The sequence below is a fragment of the Vibrio superstes genome (assembly GCF_003569005.1).
GTDB classification, from domain to species: Bacteria; Pseudomonadota; Gammaproteobacteria; order Enterobacterales; family Vibrionaceae; genus Vibrio; species Vibrio superstes.
In genome coordinates, this window is sequence record NZ_BCUR01000004.1 from 231,195 (window position 1) to 251,926 (window position 20,732).

Genomic DNA, 20,732 nt, shown 5'->3' on the forward strand with positions numbered 1-20,732 from the left:
AACCAAATAAAAACAAAGGACCTAGTGCATAATGTGCTAGGTCCTTTTGTTTATCAGCTAAGCAATCTCGCCCAGCACTTCTTCTGCCCATTCATTCCACGCTTCGCGAGTAAGAAGGTTGCGGCGCAGTGTCAGGCGCTCAATCTTCTCTTTTTGGTTCAAAAGGCGAGTATCGGAGTAATGGGTACCCTCGATCTCTTTGTAGAACTGAACCAGTTTACGAGAGTCATTTAGTGCATGTTGCAGCTGGTCTGAAAAACCTTCCGCAGGCTGAACTTCACAAGCGTAAAGTTTAGCGGCAAACTCATCTCGCACCGTTGGATGTGAGATAGGTTGATCAAACCACTTAGCTAGAGCCTCGCGGCCGAGCTCTGTGATGGAGTAAATCTTTTTATCTGGTTTTCCTGATTGAGGTTGCAACTCACAAGTCACTAATTCATTTGCGGCCAGCTTGTTCAGCTCACGATAAACCTGTTGGTGGCTGGCTTTCCAGAAATAACCGATGCTATAAGAAAACTCTTTTGTAATGTCGTAACCGGTAGCATCTCGTGTGCTTAGTACGGTCAATATAACGTGTGGTAATGACATGTTTTTCTTCCATATACTGCATATAAAAAACAACGCACCGATCTGACTCTATATTGGTCTTAATTGAAGAGTGCGAGCCACTCAAGATTTCCTTGAGCGCATGTATTACCTTTTAAGCCATTCTCACCTGAGAAAATTGATTTTATTATGTTCAATAGACAGGGGATATTGTGTCTCTGATTTTGTTGTTGAAACCCAAGATGCCCTATCTATAAGCTAGCAGTTTACTATGATTTGGTAACGTTAGATTAACGCAAAATAAGTATTACAAAAACATGTTTACGGCTTCTAGTCTCATATTGCCAACTGGATCATAAAGACGAAAAAAAGCCCCACCTCAAATAGAGATGGGGCTAGGATAGCTATCACAATATGCGGTTGAACAATTAGCCTGTATTGCGCATACCAGCAGCAATGCCTGCAATTGTGATCATAAGCGCTTCTTCTAGGTCAGGATTATTTTCTTCCGTTTTTCTTGTGCGCTTAAGAAGCTCCACTTGAAGCATGTTCAATGGATCTACGTAGATATTACGCAAACGAATTGACTCAAGGCCCCATGGGTCGCTTTGCATCAGGTTCTCGTTGTTCTCAACCTTTAGCACCGCTTGGATGTCTTTTTGCAGTTGTGTACGTAGGCTCTCACCTAGGCGCCATAAAGATGGGTCTGTCAGCTTCTCATCATAAAGCTTGGAGATATCCATACTGCACTTGTAGTACACCATCTCCAGCATACCTAAGCGTGTAGAGAAGAATGGCCACTCACGACACATCTCTTCTAGTAGTTCAAGGTGGCCTTCATCGATTGAGTATTGAATGGCTTCACCGGCACCCAACCACGCTGGAAGTACCAGACGGTTTTGGCTCCAGGAGAAGATCCATGGAATAGCACGTAAGCTCTCAACGCCACCATTTGGGTTACGCTTTGAAGGACGAGACCCTAGAGGCAGCTTGCCTAGTTCAAGCTCTGGTGTAGCTGCACGGAAGTAAGGAACAAAGTCAGGTTCGCCGCGAACAACGCCACGATAGGCCTCACAAGACACCTGTGATAGCACCTCCATGAGATCACGCCAATCTTTCTTCGGCTCTGGTGGTGGAAGCAGGTTCGCTTCTAGAATCGCACTGGCGTATAAGTTTAGGCTGTTTACCGCTACCTGAGGAAGGCCCAGCTTAAAGCGAATCATCTCGCCTTGCTCTGTTACACGTAGGCCGCCTTGCAAGCTTTTTGGTGGCTGAGACAGCAGTGCAGCGTGCGCAGGAGCGCCACCACGACCGATAGTACCGCCACGACCGTGGAATAGAGTCAGATCGATATTCTGTGCGTCACACACCTTAACCAGCTTGTCCATCGCGTCATACTGAGCCCAACCAGCCGACATAACGCCCGCATCTTTCGCTGAATCAGAGTAACCGATCATGACCATCTGCTCGCCTTGGATAAATCCACGGTACCAGTCGATATTGAACAGTTGCTGCATAACCGCTTCAGAGTTGTTCAAGTCATCCAGTGTTTCAAACAGAGGACAAACCCCTAGGCGGAACTTACAGCCTGCTTCGCGAAGCAGTAGGTGAACGGCTAGTACATCAGAGGCTGTGCGCGCCATTGAGATAACATACGCACCAAAGGCTTCAATTGGATGTTCAGCAATGGTCTTACAGGTGTCAATCACCTCTTTAACTTCAGCTGACGGCTCCCAGTTGTGCGGGATAAGAGGGCGGTTAGAGCTTAGCTCTTTAACTAAGAATGCAACCTTGTCTTGTTCGCTCCATTGGTCGTAGTCACCCAGACCAAGGAAGCGAGTCACTTCAGATAATGCATCTGAGTGGCGCGTGCTTTCTTGACGGATATCCAAACGAACGAGATGCACACCGAAACACTTGATGCGTCGCAGGGTATCAAGCAGTGAACCTTCTGCAATTACACCCATGCCACACTCATGCAAAGAGGTGTAGATGGTGTGTAGCGGGTTCCAAAGCTGATCTGCACTTTCAAGGATTGGTAGATTAGGAACCGTAGAGCCTAACACCTTAGCGTCGATCACTTGCTGAGTGTTGCTCAGAAGAGTACGAAGCTCTTTAAGGATCGCACGGTACGGTTCATGGCTGTCACCAGCAAGCTCACGTACAGTTTCATTGCATTTGGTCATTGAAAGCTCAGTGATCAGCTCTTCAATGTCTGCATGATAAAGGTCTGCCGCTTTCCAGCGAGATAACCACAATACTTCTTGAGTAATGTTGTGAGTGACAAATGGGTTGCCGTCTCGGTCACCACCCATCCATGAAGAAAAGTGTACTGGGCGAGCATCGATAGGCAGACGCTCATCGAGATGTGTTGAGACACGGTCGTCCAACTCACGTAAGAAGTCTGGAATGGCTTCCCAAAGAGAATTTTCTACTACCGCAAAACCCCATTTAGCCTCATCAAGAGGGGTAGGGCGCTGCTGGCGAATAACGTCTGAGTGCCAACTTTGAGCAATCAGTTGCTCCAGGCGGCGCTCTGTTTTTACGCGTTCAGAGTGGCCGATATCGCTAAGCTCTAGCTTAGATAAACAATCGTTTATCTTAAGAAGCTTGTTGATCATGGTACGACGCGTCACTTCAGTCGGGTGAGCCGTCAATACCAATTCGATGTTGAGGTTGTTGATGGCCTCTGACGCTTCAGCTTTTGAGATGTCTTGAGAGTTCAGTTTGCTGAAAAGGGTTTGAATGACATCGGGTTCACAAACCTGCTCTTCGCAATGACGAGAAATAGTGTGGTACTGATCGGCGATGTTAGTCAGATTCAAAAATTGGTTGAATGCGCGAGCGACAGGAATGAATTGATCATCCGGCAGGTTTTCAATCTCATTGATTAGGGCTTGTCGATCTTCTTGGTTGCCACTGCGAGCTGATTTGGACAGTTTACGAAGGGTCTCAACTTTGTTGAGAATGTCCTCTCCGTGGGCATCTTTGATGGTTCTGCCAAGTAGATTGCCAAGCATCTTAACGTTACTTGTGAGTGCAGAATATTTCTTGTTCATTACATTGAGCCTCGTAAATAAATTACATACCGTTCCTTGAGTTGGTATCCAATCTATCCAAGAAAAGGGGCAAGAGTCAAACTTTGAACAAAATTGTTTGAAAAACCAGCATTGAAATTGATTTCAATCATAACCGCTGGTTTTTGTAAACTTAGTGTTGAAAGTTTATTTCACAAATTGTTACGGTTTGTCTGAAAAACAGTACTGATTTATGGATTTCTTGAGTATTGCAATCGTTGGGTCAATAAAATCTAAGCTGAGATACTCATCAGGTTGATGAGCTTGATCGATAGAACCTGGCCCCATGACTAAGGTCGGGCACAACTCCTGTAAAAACGGCGCCTCGGTGCAATAGTTGACGGTTTGAGATTCTGTTTCGCAAATGTCCTGCATCTGATGAATAAAATGATGCTCAGCGCTGCACTCATAACCAGGTATTGGCTCGTGCAGAGGCGTAATATCCAAGCGACCCGGCCACTTTTGCATAATTGGCTGTAGATACTCTTGAAGAAGCTGATCAAGGCTCTCAAGGCTTAAACCTGGCAAAGGCCTAAGGTCATAGTGCAGTTCACAGCAGCCACAGATACGGTTGGCACTATCACCACCATGAATATGCCCAAGATTTAGCGTAGGGCTTGGGATGGCAAAGCCAGGGTGATGGTAATCTTTTACCAGTCGCTGTTTTAATTGCATCAACGAATACATCACCTCATGCATGATTTCAATGGCATTAATACCTAAGGCAGGATCAGAGGAGTGCCCTGATTTACCTGTGATACGAATGGAGTTAGCAATATGCCCTTTATGACCACGCACGGGTACTAAGCTAGTTGGCTCGCCGATGATGCAGTAGTCAGGCTTAAATGGCGCTTCTTTGGTAAAATGCCTTGCCCCGAGCATAGTGGTTTCTTCATCACAGGTAGCAAGAATATATAGGGGCTTGGTTTGCGCGCTCCAATCAGTGCCACTGGCTTTCATCTGCTTTACCGCATCAAGAATAAAGGCAAAGAAGCCTTTCATGTCCGCAGTACCTAGACCGTAGTAGCGATTATCCGCCAACGTCAGTTGATGTGGGTCGAAATTCCAGCGTCCTTCATCAAAGGGCACAGTATCCGTGTGTCCAGCGAGAAGAAGTCCTCCCTCGCCGCTACCCAATTGAGCCATCAGGTTTACCTTGCCCGGCTCTATTTCTTCCGTGGTGACGGTAAAGCCTAGGTCCTCAAACCAGGTGGCCAGTTTAGCGATAACTTGAGCGTTACCTTCATCCCATTTCAGGTCGCTTGAACTAATGGAGGAGGTGCTTATCAAGCCTTGGTAAATATCAACAAATTTAGGTATTGGCATATTATCTTCGTATCCACTATTGACAGATAACTAACGAAAGGTTAAAACACATACTAAGTCACAAAAAATGAATAAAAAAGCAAAATAAGCAATTTTTATTACATTTATAATCAAAAATGCAGAGTCGGTTGATGAGTAACGAAAAACAACTAAAAGTAGCGATTATCGGAGCTAGCGGCTATACAGGCGCTGAACTCGCAAATATGGTGTTTAAACATCCTAGCCTCACGCTATCAGGTTTGTACGTGTCAGCCAACAGCCTAGACGCAAATAAGCCTATAAGTCAGTTACATGGCAAGCTACTAGGTAAGATTGATATGCCGTTATTGCCTCTAGAAGATGTAGAAGCAGTGGCTCAATCGGTCGATGTGGTTTTCCTTGCTACGGCTCACCAGGTAAGTCACGACCTAGCGCCATTGTTGCTAGCTCAAGATTGCCAGGTATTTGATTTATCGGGTGCTTTCAGAGTTCAGGCTGAAGGTTTCTACCCAGAATACTACGGCTTTGAGCACCAGCACCCAACAGAGCTTGATAATGCCGTGTATGGCCTAGCGGAGTGGAACAAACAGCAGATTGCGCAAACCGATCTTGTTGCTGTGGCGGGCTGTTATCCCACTGCTTCACAGTTGGCTATTAAGCCAGTGCTGGAAGCTGGGTTGGTAGACTCTCATCAGTGGCCTGTTATTAATGCGGTCAGCGGTGTATCAGGTGCTGGCATCAAAGCGAGCCAAGTTAACAGCTTCTGTGAAGTGAGCTTGCAGGCTTATGGCATATTTACTCATCGTCACCAACCGGAAATTGCCAGCCATTTAGGTCAGGAGGTTATTTTTACTCCGCACCTAGGTAACTTTAAGCGTGGCATCCTAGCGACCATCACCATTAAGTTGGCTGACGGTGTATCGGCTGAGCAGGTTGAGCAAGCATTTGAAGCAGCGTATGGCGATGCGCAACTGGTAAGACTAAAACACCAAGTAATGCCAAAGATTCAGGATGTAGAGCATACCCCGTTCTGCGATATCGGCTGGAGCGTTAAAGGCTCTCATTTAATCGTGGTATCTGCTATCGACAATCTATTGAAGGGTGCATCTTCACAGGCGATGCAGTGTTTGAATATTCGTAACCAATTCCCAGAAACAACGGCGTTGTTTTAATCAATGGCAAAGGAACTAGCTATGAGCACATTACCATTAGTCATTAAATTAGGTGGGGCAGCACTGGAGTGCAGTGAAACGCTATCTAAATTGTTTAAGGCCATTGAGCTAGCATCGCAACAGTCTCAGCGTTCAATCGTGATTGTGCACGGTGGTGGTTACTTAGTGGATGAGTTGCTAAACAGCCTGCAATTAACCTCTACCAAGAAAAATGGATTGCGTGTCACGCCAGTTGAGCAGATCCCCCTTATTGCGGGTGCACTAGCGGGTACCGCTAACAAAATGTTGCAAGGTGAGGCGATCAAGGCAGGCTTAAAAACCATTGGTTTGTGCTTAGCTGATGGTGGATTGTGTAAGGTTGAGCAACTGGATCCTGAGCTTGGCGCGGTAGGCAAAGCAGCTCCGGGAGACTCAAGCCTATTGCAAGGGATTTTGGCGACGAATACACTGCCTATCATCAGCTCAATTGGTCTAACCAATAGCGGTCAAATGATGAACGTTAACGCAGACCAAGCTGCGGTTGCTGTAGCAGGTGCACTGGATGCCGAGCTGGCTCTGCTTTCGGATGTAAGTGGAGTGCTCGATGGCAAAGGCCATCTGCTAGAGAGTCTCAATGAACAACAAGCTGATGCATTGATTCAAGGACAAGTCATCACCGATGGAATGATCGTTAAGGTTCAAGCTGCATTGCAAGCTGCAAGCGATTTGGGCCGACCTATTCAAGTAGCCTCGTGGCGATACCCAGAAAAATTAGACCAACTATTTGCAGGGCAAAACGTTGGCACCCTTTTTCAGCCTGAATAACAGGCATTTACATTTAGTGAACGGAAATTACTAGGGATGTTGCAAGAACAGCCTTCCTACTTATCGGAGAATTTATTATGAGCAAAGTAAGCGTAAATAAGGTTGTCGTTGCCTATTCAGGTGGTTTGGACACTTCAGTAATCATTCCTTGGCTTAAAGAAAACTATGACTGTGAAGTTGTTGCATTCGTTGCTGATGTAGGTCAGGGCGAAGAAGAGCTACAAGGCATTGAAGAGAAAGCCAAAGCTTCAGGGGCATCTTCTTGCTACATTGCTGATCTTAAAGAAGAGATGGTTGCCGATTACATTTATCCAACCCTTAAGACAGGTGCATGCTATGAGGGTAAATATCTGCTAGGTACGTCGATGGCTCGTCCTATCATCGCAAAAGCGCAGGTAGAAGTGGCCCGTAAAGTGGGTGCTGATGCACTGTGTCATGGTTGTACTGGTAAGGGTAATGATCAAGTTCGCTTTGAGGGCGCGTTTGCCGCTCTAGCGCCCGATCTTCATGTGATTGCCCCTTGGCGTGAGTGGGATCTAGTGAGTCGTGAAGAGTGCCTAGACTACCTTGCTGAGCGTAATATTCCTTGTTCTGCATCACTGACCAAGATCTACTCTCGTGATGCAAACGCATGGCATATCTCAACAGAAGGCGGCGTGTTAGAAGATACGTGGAATGCGCCAAACGAAGATTGCTGGGCATGGACAGTAGATCCAGAGCAAGCGCCAAACGAGTCAGAGACGGTGACCGTTAAGGTTGAAAAAGGCGAAGTGACTGAGATTGATGGCGAGAAAATGACGCCATACAACGCGCTAGTTTACCTAAATGAAAAAGGTGCTAAACACGGCGTAGGCCGTATCGATATCGTTGAAAACCGTCTTGTGGGCATGAAGTCTCGTGGCTGTTACGAAACTCCTGGTGGCACTATCATCATGGAAGCGCTGCGAGCAGTAGAGCAACTGGTACTTGATAAAGCCGCCTTTGAATTTCGTGAAGAGTTGGGCGTTAAAGCCTCTCACCTAGTGTACGATGGCCGTTGGTTTACTCCGCTATGTAGCTCAATTCTTGCGGCTACAGAAGAGCTAGCTCAAGATGTTAACGGTGAAGTGGTTATCAAATTGTACAAAGGGCACGCAACTGTCATTCAGAAGCGTTCTGACAATAGCCTTTACTCGGAAGAGTTTGCTACATTTGGCGAAGATGAAGTGTACGACCAGAGTCATGCGGAAGGCTTTATCCGTCTGTACTCGCTTTCAAGCAGAATCCGCGCTCTTAACGAACTAAAGAAATAGCGTCAAAAATAGAATACAGTAAGCACTAGACCAAGGAATTTCAGGAGAAAACAATGGCATTATGGGGCGGTAGATTTACCCAAGCAGCAGACACTCGGTTTAAACAGTTCAACGATTCACTTCGCTTTGATTACCGATTGGCTGAGCAAGACATTGTAGGCTCGATCGCTTGGTCTAAGGCTCTGCATTCTGTTGATGTCCTGACCGAAGAAGAACAGCAGAAGCTTGAACTGGCTCTTAATGAGTTAAAGCTTGAAGTGATGGAGGATCCAGAGCAGATCCTCCATTCTGACGCTGAAGATATCCACTCTTGGGTAGAGCAGCAGCTTATCGGTAAGGTGGGCGATCTCGGTAAAAAATTGCATACCGGTCGTTCTCGTAATGATCAGGTAGCTACGGATCTAAAACTTTGGTGTCGTCAGCAAGGCAACCAATTGCTGATTGCTCTTGATAAGCTGCAAACCAAGATGGTTTCAGTCGCTGAGCAACATCAAGGTACTGTTTTACCTGGCTACACGCACTTACAACGTGCACAACCAGTGACATTTGCTCACTGGTGTCTTGCGTATGTCGAGATGCTTGAGCGCGATTACTCAAGATTAAGCGATGCTATCAAGCGCCTTGATACTTGTCCTTTAGGCTCTGGCGCTCTTGCGGGTACCGCTTACCCAATGGATAGAGAGCAGCTGGCTCATTCTCTTGGCTTTCGTCGCGCCACCCGTAACAGCTTAGATTCAGTATCAGATCGTGACCATGTGATGGAGCTAATGTCTATTGCATCACTCTCTATGCTGCATCTATCTCGCCTAGCTGAAGATATGATCTTCTACAACTCTGGCGAATCTAATTTTATTGAATTAGCTGATACAGTGACCTCAGGTTCATCACTGATGCCTCAGAAGAAGAACCCTGATGCACTAGAGCTAATTCGTGGTAAGTGTGGTCGTGTGTACGGCTCTTTGGCTGGCATGATGATGACGGTTAAGGCTCTGCCACTGGCTTACAACAAAGACATGCAAGAAGACAAGGAAGGCCTATTCGACGCCTTAGATACTTGGAATGACTGCATGGAGATGGCAGCACTGTGCTTTGAGGGAATCAAGGTTAACGGTGAGCGCACGCTTGAGGCCGCTAAGCAAGGTTATGCTAACTCAACTGAGCTTGCAGACTACCTAGTTGCGAAAGGCATACCATTCCGTGAGGCGCACCATATTGTAGGCGTAGCAGTTGTTGCCGCTATTTCTAAGGGCTGTGCGCTGGAAGAACTTACCCTCGAAGAGCTGAAACAGTTCTCAGAGGTCATTGAAAATGATGTGTACGATATTCTGACCATAGATTCTTGTCTTGAAAAACGTTCTGCTCTTGGTGGCGTGAGTCCAACACAAGTCGCTTACGCAGTAGATCAAGCTCAGCAACGTTTAGAGCAAAGAGACACCTCTGGCGTGAAAGTGCGTGCGGCTCGTTTAACGGATATCGATACCCTAGAAGGTATGGTGGCTTACTGGGCTGGCCTTGGTGAGAACCTACCTCGTAACCGTAGCGAGCTTATTCGCGATATCGGCTCCTTTGCGGTAGCTGAGCATCATGGTGAAGTGACGGGTTGTGCATCCTTGTATGTCTATGACTCAGGACTTGCTGAGATTCGCTCTCTTGGTGTTGAAGCTGGCTGGCAAGGTCAAGGGCAGGGCACTGCTATCGTGCAGCACCTAGTTGATCGTGCGCGTCAAATGGCAATTAAGAAGGTCTTTGTACTGACTCGTACACCAGAGTTCTTTATGAAGCACAGCTTTATCCCTACCTCGAAGATGCTGTTGCCTGAGAAGGTACTCAAAGACTGTGAGCAATGCCCTCGTCAGCACGCTTGTGATGAGGTGGCTCTTGAATTCAATCTTAATGAGCAAGTGATCGTTAAAGTGAATGTGGCTTAAGCAATACCAAAGCTCGAAAAATTGAAATTAAAAGGAACTCATTTGGAAGGGCTGGGTCTATTACTGTACCACTGCTTTTCTTAGACAGTTTCTAAGACGGCCCTTGAACAGAGATAGTTCAGGGGCCTTTTGTTTTCTATGCAGTCCACTTCTCAAATCCCTTCTTTTTGACATCAAATGCCTATCCTTTCGGCTCAAATATTCCTTACAATGCATTTTTTGTTTTAAAGAGAGCAACACCTCATGATTGAACGCCAACAAACCAAACAGCGCATGAGTCGCATCGTAAAGCACAACGGTACGATTTACCTTTGTGGTCAGGTCTGTGCAGATGCAACTCAAGGCATCACGGAACAAACCCAAACCATGTTGGATAAGGTTGAGGAGCTATTGCTAGAATCAGGTAGTGATAAAGAGCATATGCTTTCAGCCACTATCTATCTGAAAGATATGCAATATTTTCAAGAGATGAATGCAGTGTGGGACGCATGGGTTCCAGAAGGGCATGCTCCGGCGAGAGCCTGCGTGACTGCGGATATGGCAAGAGATGCCTTGCTGGTGGAAATTTCAGTGATTGCCGCTGAAAAATAAAAAAAGCCTGCAACACTTGTTGAAAGAAAAATGTCGCAGGCTAGATCGATTCAAATTGGGTGATTAACAGCCAGGACCACAGTCTAGGCAATGCTTAATCATCTCTGGGCCTAGGTGCAGTTTAGCGTTTAGGTCCCTTAATGCGGTTCGAACACCCTCTTCGATCACTGGGTGATAGAAAGGCATATCCAGCATTTGAGAGATGGTCATCTTGTTCTGATGCGCCCAAGCAAGTAGATGTGCTAAATGCTCTGCGTTGGGTCCCATCATCTCCGCCCCCAAGAAACGTCCAGTTCCTTGCTCACCATAGACATTCAAGATGCCCTTGTTGCGTAGCATAACGCGAGAGCGGCCTTGGCCTTCAAAGGATACGGTTCCTGTTTCAAAGCAGCCACAAGTGCCCAGACGCTGTGAGATTTGACGGAAAGATTCACCCACCATTGCAATCTGCGGATCACTGAATACTGCCGATATAGTCGAGCGACGTAAGCCTGCTCTGATATCAGGGAAGCGTCCCGCGTTATCGCCAGCGATACGTCCTTGATCTGCCGCTTCGTGAAGCAATGGGATCTGGTTGCTTGCATCACCCGAGATAAAGATGTTCTCTACCGAGGTCTGCATTGTGTATGGGTCAGCAGTGGGTACACCTTTCGCATCCAGTTCAACCGGGGTGTTTTCTAACCCTAGACTATCAACATTCGGGCGACGGCCAGTAGCAGCCAAAACGAAATCCACTTCAAAGCGTTCTGTTTCACCCGAGCGGTTGATGAAGTCGATCTCAACTTTGTCTTCATTGCGAACCATTCTCTCTACTTTTACATCAGCATCCAGATAGAACTCTTCTTGGAAGGTTTTATCTGCGTATGCCATTACTTCTGGGTCGGTTAGTGGGCCAACTTGCCCGCCTACACCAAACACCTTCACTTCAACGCCTAAGCGGTGCAGAGCCTGACCTAGCTCTAGGCCAATCACGCCTGGACCAAATACAGCCACTGATTGAGGAAGGTCATCCCAATCGAAGACATCATCATTGATGACCAGTCTATCGCCTAGTTCATTCCAAACCGCTGGATAAGCGGGTCTTGAACCTGTCGCAATGACAATGCGCTGTGCATTGATGTGTGTGTGACCGTCTACAACTAATGTCGAGTTATCAATAAATTGTGCGTAACCACGAATTTTGTCTTCCGCAGGGATCTCATCGACACTCTCTAGAACAAACCCAACAAAGCGGTCGCGTTCGCTCTTAATGCGCTGCATAACCTGCTTGCCATCAATACGGATATCACCTTGAGGATGCACACCAAATTGCGGTGCTTTCTCAATCTGGTGGACGCTCTCAGCCGCTGCAATCAGCAACTTAGAAGGCATGCAACCTACTCGTGCACAGGTTGTACCGTAAGGGCCACCTTCAATCATCACGACTGAATTTGTGTGAGCTTTCGCAGCACGATAAGCGCCAAGGCCAGCTGTACCACCACCAATTACCGCTACGTCGACGTTCAATGTCTTCATAAAACCCCCTAAAAATCTGTATTAGTTCATATAACCAAGTGTTAACTCATATCTAGATCAGCTTGGCTTAATATCACTTGGGTATATCAACTAGGCCCGCTGTGTAGCGGGCCTTCTATTGATTTCGTTCTATATGAACGAAATATTTACGCTAGGTATGTCTCTAGCTCTTCGCTACCACCGATGTGTTTACCAGCAATGAAAATCTGTGGCACGGTAGAGCGACCAGTGATGGCACGTAGTGAAACCGTCGTTGCATCTTTGCCTAAAACAACTTCTTCATACTGAAGACCTTTGTCGATAAGGTTTTGCTTCGCTTTTGCACAGAAAGGACATCCTGGCTTAGTAAATACAGTGATTGATTCTTGAACTTTGTAATCAGGTGCGATGTAGTTCAGCATAGTATCTGCATCAGAAACCTTGAACGGGTCGCCTGGCTCGTTTGGCTCGATGAACATTTTCTCTACAACGCCGTTCTTAACCAGCATGCTGTAGCGCCATGAGCGTTTGCCAAAGCCTAGTTCTTTTTTATCAACTAGCAGACCCATACCATCCGTAAAGTCGCCGTTACCATCCGGGATGAAGCGAATGTTTTCTGCTTCTTGGTCTTCTTTCCAAGCGTTCATTACGAAGGTATCGTTGACTGATACACATACAATTTCATCAACGCCGTGCTCTTTGAATACCGGGAACAACTCGTTGAATCGAGGTAGATGGCTAGATGAACATGTTGGAGTAAACGCGCCTGGTAGGCTGAATACAATAACGGTTTTATCTTTAAAGATGTCATCAGTGGTGACTTGAGTGAATGCGTCACCAACACGAACTGGGAATGTAACTTGTGGTACAGGCTGACCTTCTTTAGATGCAAACATAGTAATGTCCTTTTAAATATTTAAGTTAGGGACGTAGCCCTTTTCTGTTTTGTTGGAGCCATTATTAGCGATTTCTTTTGATAGGTATAATCGTTTGATGCTATGGTTTCAATAGATTAATCTTATCGAGATCAAAGAGATGAACATTAGAGACTTTGAATACTTGGTGTCTTTAGCTGAGCATAAGCACTTTCGAAAAGCCGCAGAGGCATGTTTTGTCAGTCAACCAACCTTGAGTGGACAGATCCGCAAGCTAGAAGATGAATTAGGCGCCGCCTTATTGGAGCGTAGTAGCCGCAAGGTGTTGTTTACTGATGCTGGACTCTTGTTGGTGGAGCAGGCCAAGAAGATACTGGCAGAGGTAAAGCAGTTCACTGAGATGGCGAGTGCACAGGGAGATTCGATGGAGGGGCCGATACATATAGGCTTTATTCCTACAGTAGGTCCATACCTGATGCCGTTGATTGTCCCGAAGATAAAACAAGACTTCCCTGATCTAGAGTTGTTCCTGTATGAAGCGCAAACCCATCAATTGGTGGCGCAGTTAGAAGAAGGGAAGTTAGACTGCCTTATCTTGGCGGCAGTTAAGGAGACGGAGCATTTTAAGGAACTTGAGATCTACGAAGAGCCATTGATGATTGCGGTTCCTGAGAATCATCCATGGGGAGGGTTATCGAGTTTTGATATGCAGAAACTCAATGGCAATACCGTGCTTTCATTAGGGGATGGGCACTGCTTGAGAGATCAAGCACTAGGATACTGCTTTGCCGCTGGTGCTGAAGACGATCAGCGATTTAAGGCAACCAGCTTAGAAACCTTAAGGAATATGGTTGCAGCAGGCAGTGGTATTACCTTATTGCCTGAGCTTGCCGTGCCCCATGAAAAATCTAAAGATGGGGTGAGTTATATTCCGGCGGAAAACCCAACGCCGTGTCGCAAGTTAGTGTTGGCTTATCGCCCAGGCTCACCGTTCAAACCACGGTTTGAATCCTTGGCTCGCTACATTTCAGATTGCCTGAACTAAAAAGAAAAGACCCGGCCAAATGAGCCGGGTCTTTATTACTGTTCGTTAGAACAAGCTTCCACTGTCTTCGCTGTCCTCATCATCTGAGGCGCCACTGGAGAAAATATCGTCTCCGTATAGGCTATTGCTCGAATTGTCTGGCTCATATTCAGTTGGCGCTGTGCCTTGCAAGAAGTACTCAAAGCGAGACGTTTCATCTGCTTTTTGAGTCAGTAATCCAGAGCTACGATCAATACGTGCTTGAATAATCTTGCGTGGTACACGCTTGCGTTGTACGGGTGTATCTTCTAACGCCACCTTCATGAAGTCGACCCATGCTGGTTGAGCGGTTCGAGCGCCGGCTTCACCACCAGAAACCTGACTCTTACCTAGGTTAGAGTTTCTCTCACTACGGCCAAGGTTACGATCATGGCTATCGAAGCCCACCCAAGTTACCGCAACTACGTTTGGACCATAGCCGCTGTACCAAGCATCTTTCGAAGAGTTGGTAGTACCTGTCTTACCGCCAACATCTCGACGTTTTAAGGCTTGAGCGCGGAAACCTGTACCGTTCCAGCCAGTACCTTTAGACCAATTACCGCCACCCCAAACATTGCTGTACATCATTTCACGCACGAGGAATGCCGTTTGTGGTGTGATAACTCGAGGTGCATAGCGAGGCGTGTCGTCTACCGATTCTACCTTTTCGCCTTCCTCATTGGTCAGCTCAGTAAGCTCAATGTCTTTGTTTTCTGCATACTCAGAAACATCGCTTACTAACTCGTTGTCACAGTTCTTTTTACAGATAACCGTTGGGTTTGCTTCGAAGCGCACTTCACCGTAAGGGTTTTCAACGCGTTCAATGTAGAAAGGCTCTACATAGTAGCCGCCGTTGGCAAATACTGAGTAGCCCTGCGCCATCTGTACCGGCGTTAAGCTACCAGCACCTAAAGCTATAGTCTCTGAGCGCGGAGTATTCTTTTTAGCAAAACCAAATCGAGTGAGGTAGTCACGTGTATCGTCAAGACCTACTGAGCGCAATACACGAACCGCCATTACGTTTTTTGATTGAGCAAGACCGATACGAAGACGTGTTGGTCCAAGGTAGGTTGGTGGCGAGTTCTTAGGGCGCCATGCCGTACCTGCACTTTCATCCCATTGGTTGATAGGGGCGTCGTTGATCAAGGTCGCTAGAGTCATACCATCATCAATTGCCGCAGAGTAGATGAATGGTTTGATGCTAGAGCCCACCTGACGTAGAGACTGAGTGGCACGGTTAAACTTGTTATGTACAAAGTTAAAGCCACCGACCAGAGAGGTAACACGACCTGATGTAGGTTCAATGGACACCATCGCCGTATTTGCATTCGGGATCTGGCTTAAACGCCACACGATAGGTTGTTGTTCTTCTGCCACTTCTTCCTCTGCCTCAGTGGTAGGGGCAGGTGTTAAAGCGCGTGCAATATCGGTTGGACGAACCCACACTTGCTGACCCACTTCGATAATGTCAGAAGCACTTTTTGGTGCGGGGCCTTGCCTTTCATCTGTTTTGTAGCGGCGAGCCCAACTCATGCCATCCCATTCTATGGTTTGGTAGCCATGACTCTTTACAAATACCTGAGCGGTTTTGCCTTCTACTTTGGTGACGACTGCTGGGCGCATAGCGCCATAGCTAGGTTGAGAACGAAGGTATCTTTGAATTTCATCTTGGTCCATTGCTGTCGCAGAGGGTTCCCAGACAACCTTTTCTTCACCGCGATAACCGTGACGTTCATCGTAGCTAACAAGGTTATTCACCGCGGCGATATTGGCAGCGTTTTGAAGTTTCGAATCAACGGTTGTGTAGATGCGCATCCCAGAGGTGTACGCTTCTTCTTCACCAAATTTCTTCACCATCCATGCACGAGCAATCTCTGCTACATAGGGTGCACGTACTTGAATCTCTGCGCCGTGCGCTTCGCCAGTTAGATCCTCTGCACGGGCTTCATCAAATTGCGCCTGAGTGATTTTTCTCTCACTTAGCATGCGACCTAACACTACGTTTCGACGGGTGGTTGCACGATCGATAGAGTAGATTGGGTTCATGGTTGATGGCGCTTTAGGTAGACCTGCAATTACAGCAAGTTCACCTAGGCTCAAATCTTTCAGCTCTTTACCGAAATAAACCTGCGCCGCAGCACCAACACCGTAGGAACGGTGTCCTAGGTAAATTTTGTTCAGGTAAAGCTCAAGGATTTCTTGCTTAGTCAACAGTTGCTCAATATGAACTGCGATAAATATCTCTTTGATTTTACGCATTATTTTCTTCTCGTTGGACAAGAAGAAGTTTCTGGCTAACTGCTGGGTAATAGTACTTGCACCTTGGCTGGCAGAACCTGTTGAGATAACAGCTATTGCGGCGCGGGTAATACCAATTGGGTCAAAACCAAAGTGTTCGTAGAAACGGCTGTCCTCGGTGGCGATAACCGCATCGACTAACTCTTGCGGTATTTCGTCCAATGTAAGAGGAATACGGCGCTTTTCACCAAACTGAGCAATCAGTTTTCCATCGTGTGTATACACCTGCATCGGTGTCTGTAGTTCAACATCTTTCAACGTTGCCACATCTGGCAATTGTGGTTTTAGATAGTAATAAAAACCAAAAATTGTACCCAGCCCAAGAACTATGCAAGCCAGTGCAAGGACCAATGTAATCTTTATGAACTTCACCCAAGTTTCCTTGTTTTTGGAAGATTGAAATTTGCTCAGTTTTATAACGAGCGTAAACAATAACTTAGTGTAACTCCTTTTTTACCCTGCTACCTATATTTTTGATCTTTATCGCATTTAATAGGGATTTGTATGCTTTATTCCACGTTTTCCGGCATTTCGGTGCGCCAAAATAAGCTTGATTGTGTCGTGATCCGCCGTCGCAAAACTGGCTGGAAAATAGACGCTTCCTTCACTTTTTTATGCGAAGAAAAACAAGACTGGAAAAGCGCATGGGCAAAGTTAAAAAAGAGGTTACCTAGATGGCGAAATTGTGTGTCAATAAGCCTTAATTTTGAAGAGGTGTTAAGTAAAAGTTCTGTAATAAATGCATCGTTATCCGAAGACGAGACAGTATTACAGGTTCAGGAGCAGCTCTCTAGCGCCATTATCAAGGAGGAATTGGTACACGATTACAGAATGAGCGAGGTTATTAATGGTGAACAGAAGCTTGAGCTCTACATTGGTAAAAAGGAAGCACTTACTGGCTTGTTGCAACGATGTGCATTATCGGTAGATGTTGTGGGCTGGGTATTGACTGATCTGCAGGCATTGAGCAAAGAGCTTGAGTTACCTAATGAAAATAAGGCGGATGGTTTTATCGAAATAACCGAGGGTCGAATGGTGGTGGTATCACTTAATCAACAAAGCCTGCCAATGGTTTTTGATATTACAAAGCAGAGTCTATCTGAGTTTTTTCAGAGCCTAACTCATACCTTTGCCAGCTTATCAGCCGATACGGATCAGGAGAGCGTAACTTTGCTGGTCTATGGGGCTGCAGATAGGATTGCTAAGCTCAATAAGTTGTTCATCCATAACCCAGAAATCAATTTAGTTGATGCGTCGCTTACCCCTAGTGTGAAAGGTTTGACTTCGTTTGCTAGCTGTTATCCAGCGCTAGCGTGCGCAATGGGCGCTTACTGTTGGTCTAAGGGTTCTCAATGATTAACCTACTTTCCTGGAGAGAGCGACAAGCACATCAGCAGAAGTGGAGGTTCTTCACTCGAGTTAGTGTGCCAAGTTTACTTATCATACTAGGGTTTATAGCCGTTTCTTTTCTGGAGCGGCAGTATCAACACAATCTCGAGTTTGAGTTGAAAGCCCTTCAATTAGAAGTAACCAAGGTAAAGCAAATTTATGCAAATGAAATCAAGGAGAACAACGAGCAAGCGCTATGGCAAAAGAAGCTTGCTCGATTGCAAACCCAGCAACGCCTCAGACAGTTACCTTTACCTATCGATGTGTTGCCAGACAAATCTTCAATAGAGGGTGTCAGCTTGCTAGCGCTTCATTGTCTGATGCAAGAATGCGTCATAGAAGGAAGTGTCGAGGCTCTTTATCAGTTGAGGCCATTTATCGATAGCTTAGGCCGTGAGGCTCAGGTAAAGAATCTACAAATTGAGCAGTTGATGCCAATAATGACCGAAAAAGGCGAAGGTTCAAATCAGTTCAAAATTTCATTCCAGCTAGGCAGTGATCCATTGTGAGTTGGCTGCTGTTTTATGATTGGCGACGTTTATTCCAGCTTCCTACAAAGTGGGTCAATACCTTAGGCCTTACTATGGGCGTTATTATTGGAGGTATCCTTTGGGGGGTGTTTGGGCAACACAATAAGGTCATTCAAGCGCAGCTACTCGATGAACTTGCTTTGCAACAGCAAAGCCACCTTATGTATCTGAGAAAGATGAAGCAGCTGGATGACCAGAAAATTGATTATCGAGATAGGTATCGAAAGCTAGCTGTCTTTGTACCTAAGCCGCAATCCAAAACTGTTGTGTTTAACTACCTATCATCAGGTCTGACTGATTCATCAATGGAGGTATCATCTTGGCAGTGGGAGCAAGAGCAGCATAGCCAGCATTTAGTGGTAGACCTTAAAGGAAACTTCTCTGAGATAGCGCAGTTCTTGAGAAGATGTCTTCGCTTTTCTGAAATAGTTACCTTTAAGGAATTGAGTCTTTCTCGGCACTCTGTTGATACGACAGAGATTGATGGACGATTAAGGCTGAGCTTTTTTATAGTTGAAAGCGCAGAGTTACAATAATATGCGCTTGATTTATTTACTCGTTATCACCTTATCTTTCGGACCACTTTCTTTGGCTTCCGAGCCTCAATGGTTCTCTTCATTAGATGACCAAGCAGAACCGTCACCCGTCGTGCTTGAGGAAGTCCCACTATCGTTATTACTCTCTGAGTCTGACTTACCAACAGTAAACCCGCCGATCAAACTCGAATCTCAATTGTTTGCGATTAAATACGCTAAGGCATCGGATATCGCCTCTATTCTCGATCATCACCGCAGGGTAGGCACGGTTTCTGAGCTTGGGTCGATTGCAGTGGATGAAAGAACCAATGCTCTATTAATTTACGATCACCCTGACAATCTGCTACGAATCACCGAGATCATCGACTCGCTCGACATCCCTGTTAAGCAAGTCCAAATAGAAGCCAGAATAGTGACCATTAATGAGGGTGAGCTGGATGAGATAGGGGTGCGATGGGGCTTTACTAATATCAATGTCGACTCAAAAATCACCCCAAGTATTGAGGCATCAAGGGGCAGCGTGGAACTTGAGGACCATTTAAATGTAAATCTAGGTCTTGCTAACCCGAACGCGTCAACTTTAGCCTTTCAATTGGCAAAGCTAGGCTCTGACACTCTTTTAGATCTAGAGCTTTCTGCTCTTCAAGCTGAATCACGAGCGGAAATTATCTCTAGCCCTAGACTCATCACCACTAATAAGCAGCCAGCTTATATTGAGCAGGGGTCTGAGATCCCCTATCTAGAGGCAGCTTCGAGTGGCGCCACATCCATATCCTTTAGAAAAGCGGTGCTCAGTTTAAAGGTGGTGCCTCAAATTACACCGGACAATAAGTTGGTTCTGGATCTGCATGTTACCCAAGATAGACCAGGCCAAGTGGTGAAAACGGGGATCGGTGAATCTGTGGCCATCGATACCCAGCGTATTCAAACGCAAGTTTTAGTGAATAATGGTGAGACCATAGTGTTAGGTGGGATTTATCAGAAAACCATCACTCGCAATGTGGAGAAGGTGCCCTATCTATCTGATATTCCTTGGCTTGGGCGTTTTTTTAAACGCACTTCTGACAAGTTTGGGCGTAGTGAGTTGCTGATATTTGTCACGCCTTCCATCCTGTTTCCAAAAAAAGATAAAATATAATTTGCATTGTTGATGGCAAATCCAGATAATTTCGGGTCTTATCACGATTCATCTGTGAGGAACTTGGCGCCACTCATCAACACTGACTTTTATAGCAGTGACAGAGATGGCGATGTAATTTGACTTTAACGTTGTAATATACTGCTGAACATGGCTGAGAAACGTAATATTTTCCTTGTTGGCCCAATGGGCGCCGGCAAAAGCACAATAGGTAGACACCTAGCACAACAACTTCACATGGAGTTTGTTGATTCTGATACTGAAATCGAAGACCGCACTGGCGCTGATATCGCTTGGGTTTTTGATGTGGAAGGCGAAGAAGGCTTCCGTAAGCGTGAAGAGGGTGTTATCAACGACCTTACCCAAGAACAGGGTATCGTTCTTGCGACTGGTGGCGGCTCAGTAATGAGTAAAGAAAACCGCAACCGTCTATCTGCACGTGGTGTAGTAGTGTATTTAGAAACTACTATCGAAAAACAACTTGCTCGTACTAACCGCGATAAAAAGCGTCCGCTTCTGCAAACTGATGAGCCTCGTGAGGTTCTTGAGGCTTTGGCTGCACAGCGTAACCCACAGTATGAAGAAGTTGCAGACTACACAGTTAAAACTGATGATCAGAGCGCAAAAGTAGTTGCAAATCAGATCGTTAAAATGTTGGAAGAGCGTTAATCTTCCAACGTTAATCTTACTGAGG

16 protein-coding genes and 1 pseudogene are annotated in these 20,732 nt (G+C 46.0%); 11 read left to right on the forward strand and 6 right to left on the reverse strand.

The features are described 5' to 3' along the window. Positions 1-57: 57 nt before the first annotated feature. From D5I41_RS09030 to argE, 3 genes are all read right to left on the reverse strand, one after another. Positions 58-588 (reverse strand): PadR family transcriptional regulator, encoded by a 531-nt coding sequence (locus D5I41_RS09030; RefSeq protein ID WP_017029419.1) that lies wholly within the window; start codon positions 586-588, stop codon positions 58-60. Between the two features lie 386 nt (positions 589-974). Then, positions 975-3,605, reverse strand: coding sequence for a phosphoenolpyruvate carboxylase (gene ppc, locus D5I41_RS09035; protein ID WP_065209398.1), 2,631 nt, complete (start codon positions 3,603-3,605; stop codon positions 975-977). A 180-nt stretch (positions 3,606-3,785) separates the two neighbouring features. After that, positions 3,786-4,949 (reverse strand): acetylornithine deacetylase, encoded by a 1,164-nt coding sequence (argE, locus tag D5I41_RS09040; RefSeq protein ID WP_119009529.1) that lies wholly within the window; start codon positions 4,947-4,949, stop codon positions 3,786-3,788. 131 nt (positions 4,950-5,080) lie between these two features. On the opposite strand from argE, the gene argC reads away from it, so the two are divergent. From argC to D5I41_RS09065, 5 genes are all read left to right on the forward strand, one after another. Then, complete coding sequence (argC, locus tag D5I41_RS09045; RefSeq protein WP_119009530.1) at positions 5,081-6,100, forward strand: N-acetyl-gamma-glutamyl-phosphate reductase; 1,020 nt, start codon at positions 5,081-5,083, stop codon at positions 6,098-6,100. 21 nt (positions 6,101-6,121) lie between these two features. Beyond that, on the forward strand, positions 6,122-6,904 hold the full coding sequence (gene argB, locus D5I41_RS09050) for an acetylglutamate kinase (RefSeq protein ID WP_119009531.1): 783 nt from the start codon (positions 6,122-6,124) through the stop codon (positions 6,902-6,904). 77 nt (positions 6,905-6,981) lie between these two features. Continuing rightward, the gene (locus D5I41_RS09055) at positions 6,982-8,196 is read left to right on the forward strand and encodes an argininosuccinate synthase (protein WP_119009532.1); all 1,215 of its coding nucleotides are present in this window, start codon (positions 6,982-6,984) and stop codon (positions 8,194-8,196) included. A gap of 53 nt (positions 8,197-8,249) precedes the next feature. Then, positions 8,250-10,124, forward strand: coding sequence for an argininosuccinate lyase (argH, locus tag D5I41_RS09060; protein WP_017029425.1), 1,875 nt, complete (start codon positions 8,250-8,252; stop codon positions 10,122-10,124). A gap of 243 nt (positions 10,125-10,367) precedes the next feature. Further along, positions 10,368-10,715, forward strand: a complete 348-nt coding sequence (locus D5I41_RS09065) for a RidA family protein (protein WP_119009533.1) — start codon at positions 10,368-10,370, stop codon at positions 10,713-10,715. A gap of 63 nt (positions 10,716-10,778) precedes the next feature. Here D5I41_RS09065 and D5I41_RS09070 read toward each other — a convergent pair whose 3' ends face one another. Both D5I41_RS09070 and D5I41_RS09075 read right to left on the reverse strand, forming a co-directional pair. Continuing rightward, on the reverse strand, positions 10,779-12,230 hold the full coding sequence (locus tag D5I41_RS09070; protein WP_119009534.1) for a dihydrolipoyl dehydrogenase: 1,452 nt from the start codon (positions 12,228-12,230) through the stop codon (positions 10,779-10,781). Positions 12,231-12,376: 146 nt separating this feature from the next. Next, positions 12,377-13,105 (reverse strand): glutathione peroxidase, encoded by a 729-nt coding sequence (locus D5I41_RS09075; RefSeq protein WP_119009535.1) that lies wholly within the window; start codon positions 13,103-13,105, stop codon positions 12,377-12,379. A gap of 139 nt (positions 13,106-13,244) precedes the next feature. On the opposite strand from D5I41_RS09075, the gene oxyR reads away from it, so the two are divergent. Further along, entirely contained in the window at positions 13,245-14,129 is an 885-nt protein-coding gene (oxyR, locus tag D5I41_RS09080) for a DNA-binding transcriptional regulator OxyR (protein ID WP_119009536.1), read from the forward strand. A 45-nt stretch (positions 14,130-14,174) separates the two neighbouring features. Here the strand turns inward: oxyR and D5I41_RS09085 are convergent, their stop codons facing one another. Continuing rightward, the gene (locus D5I41_RS09085) at positions 14,175-16,817 is read right to left on the reverse strand and encodes a penicillin-binding protein 1A (protein ID WP_119009537.1); all 2,643 of its coding nucleotides are present in this window, start codon (positions 16,815-16,817) and stop codon (positions 14,175-14,177) included. 315 nt (positions 16,818-17,132) lie between these two features. Here D5I41_RS09085 and D5I41_RS09090 point away from each other — a divergent pair, with 315 nt between their 5' ends. The 5 genes and pseudogenes from D5I41_RS09090 (at position 17,133) to aroK (ending at position 20,707) form a co-directional block, all read left to right on the forward strand. Continuing rightward, a complete protein-coding gene (locus tag D5I41_RS09090) occupies positions 17,133-17,801 on the forward strand; it encodes a hypothetical protein (protein WP_235868899.1) in 669 nt (222 codons plus the stop codon). Beyond that, entirely contained in the window at positions 17,798-18,343 is a 546-nt protein-coding gene (locus D5I41_RS09095) for a PilN domain-containing protein (RefSeq protein WP_119009539.1), read from the forward strand. Before D5I41_RS09090 ends, D5I41_RS09095 begins: the two co-directional genes overlap by 4 nt. Continuing rightward, complete coding sequence (locus D5I41_RS09100; RefSeq protein ID WP_119009540.1) at positions 18,340-18,900, forward strand: type 4a pilus biogenesis protein PilO; 561 nt, start codon at positions 18,340-18,342, stop codon at positions 18,898-18,900. The genes D5I41_RS09095 and D5I41_RS09100 overlap by 4 nt, the downstream gene beginning before the upstream one ends. Before the next feature lie 181 nt (positions 18,901-19,081). After that, a pseudogene (locus D5I41_RS09105) lies at positions 19,082-20,038 on the forward strand (type IV pilus secretin PilQ); the annotation flags it as partial. A gap of 150 nt (positions 20,039-20,188) precedes the next feature. After that, a complete protein-coding gene (gene aroK, locus D5I41_RS09110; protein ID WP_119009542.1) occupies positions 20,189-20,707 on the forward strand; it encodes a shikimate kinase AroK in 519 nt (172 codons plus the stop codon). Positions 20,708-20,732 lie beyond the last annotated feature (25 nt).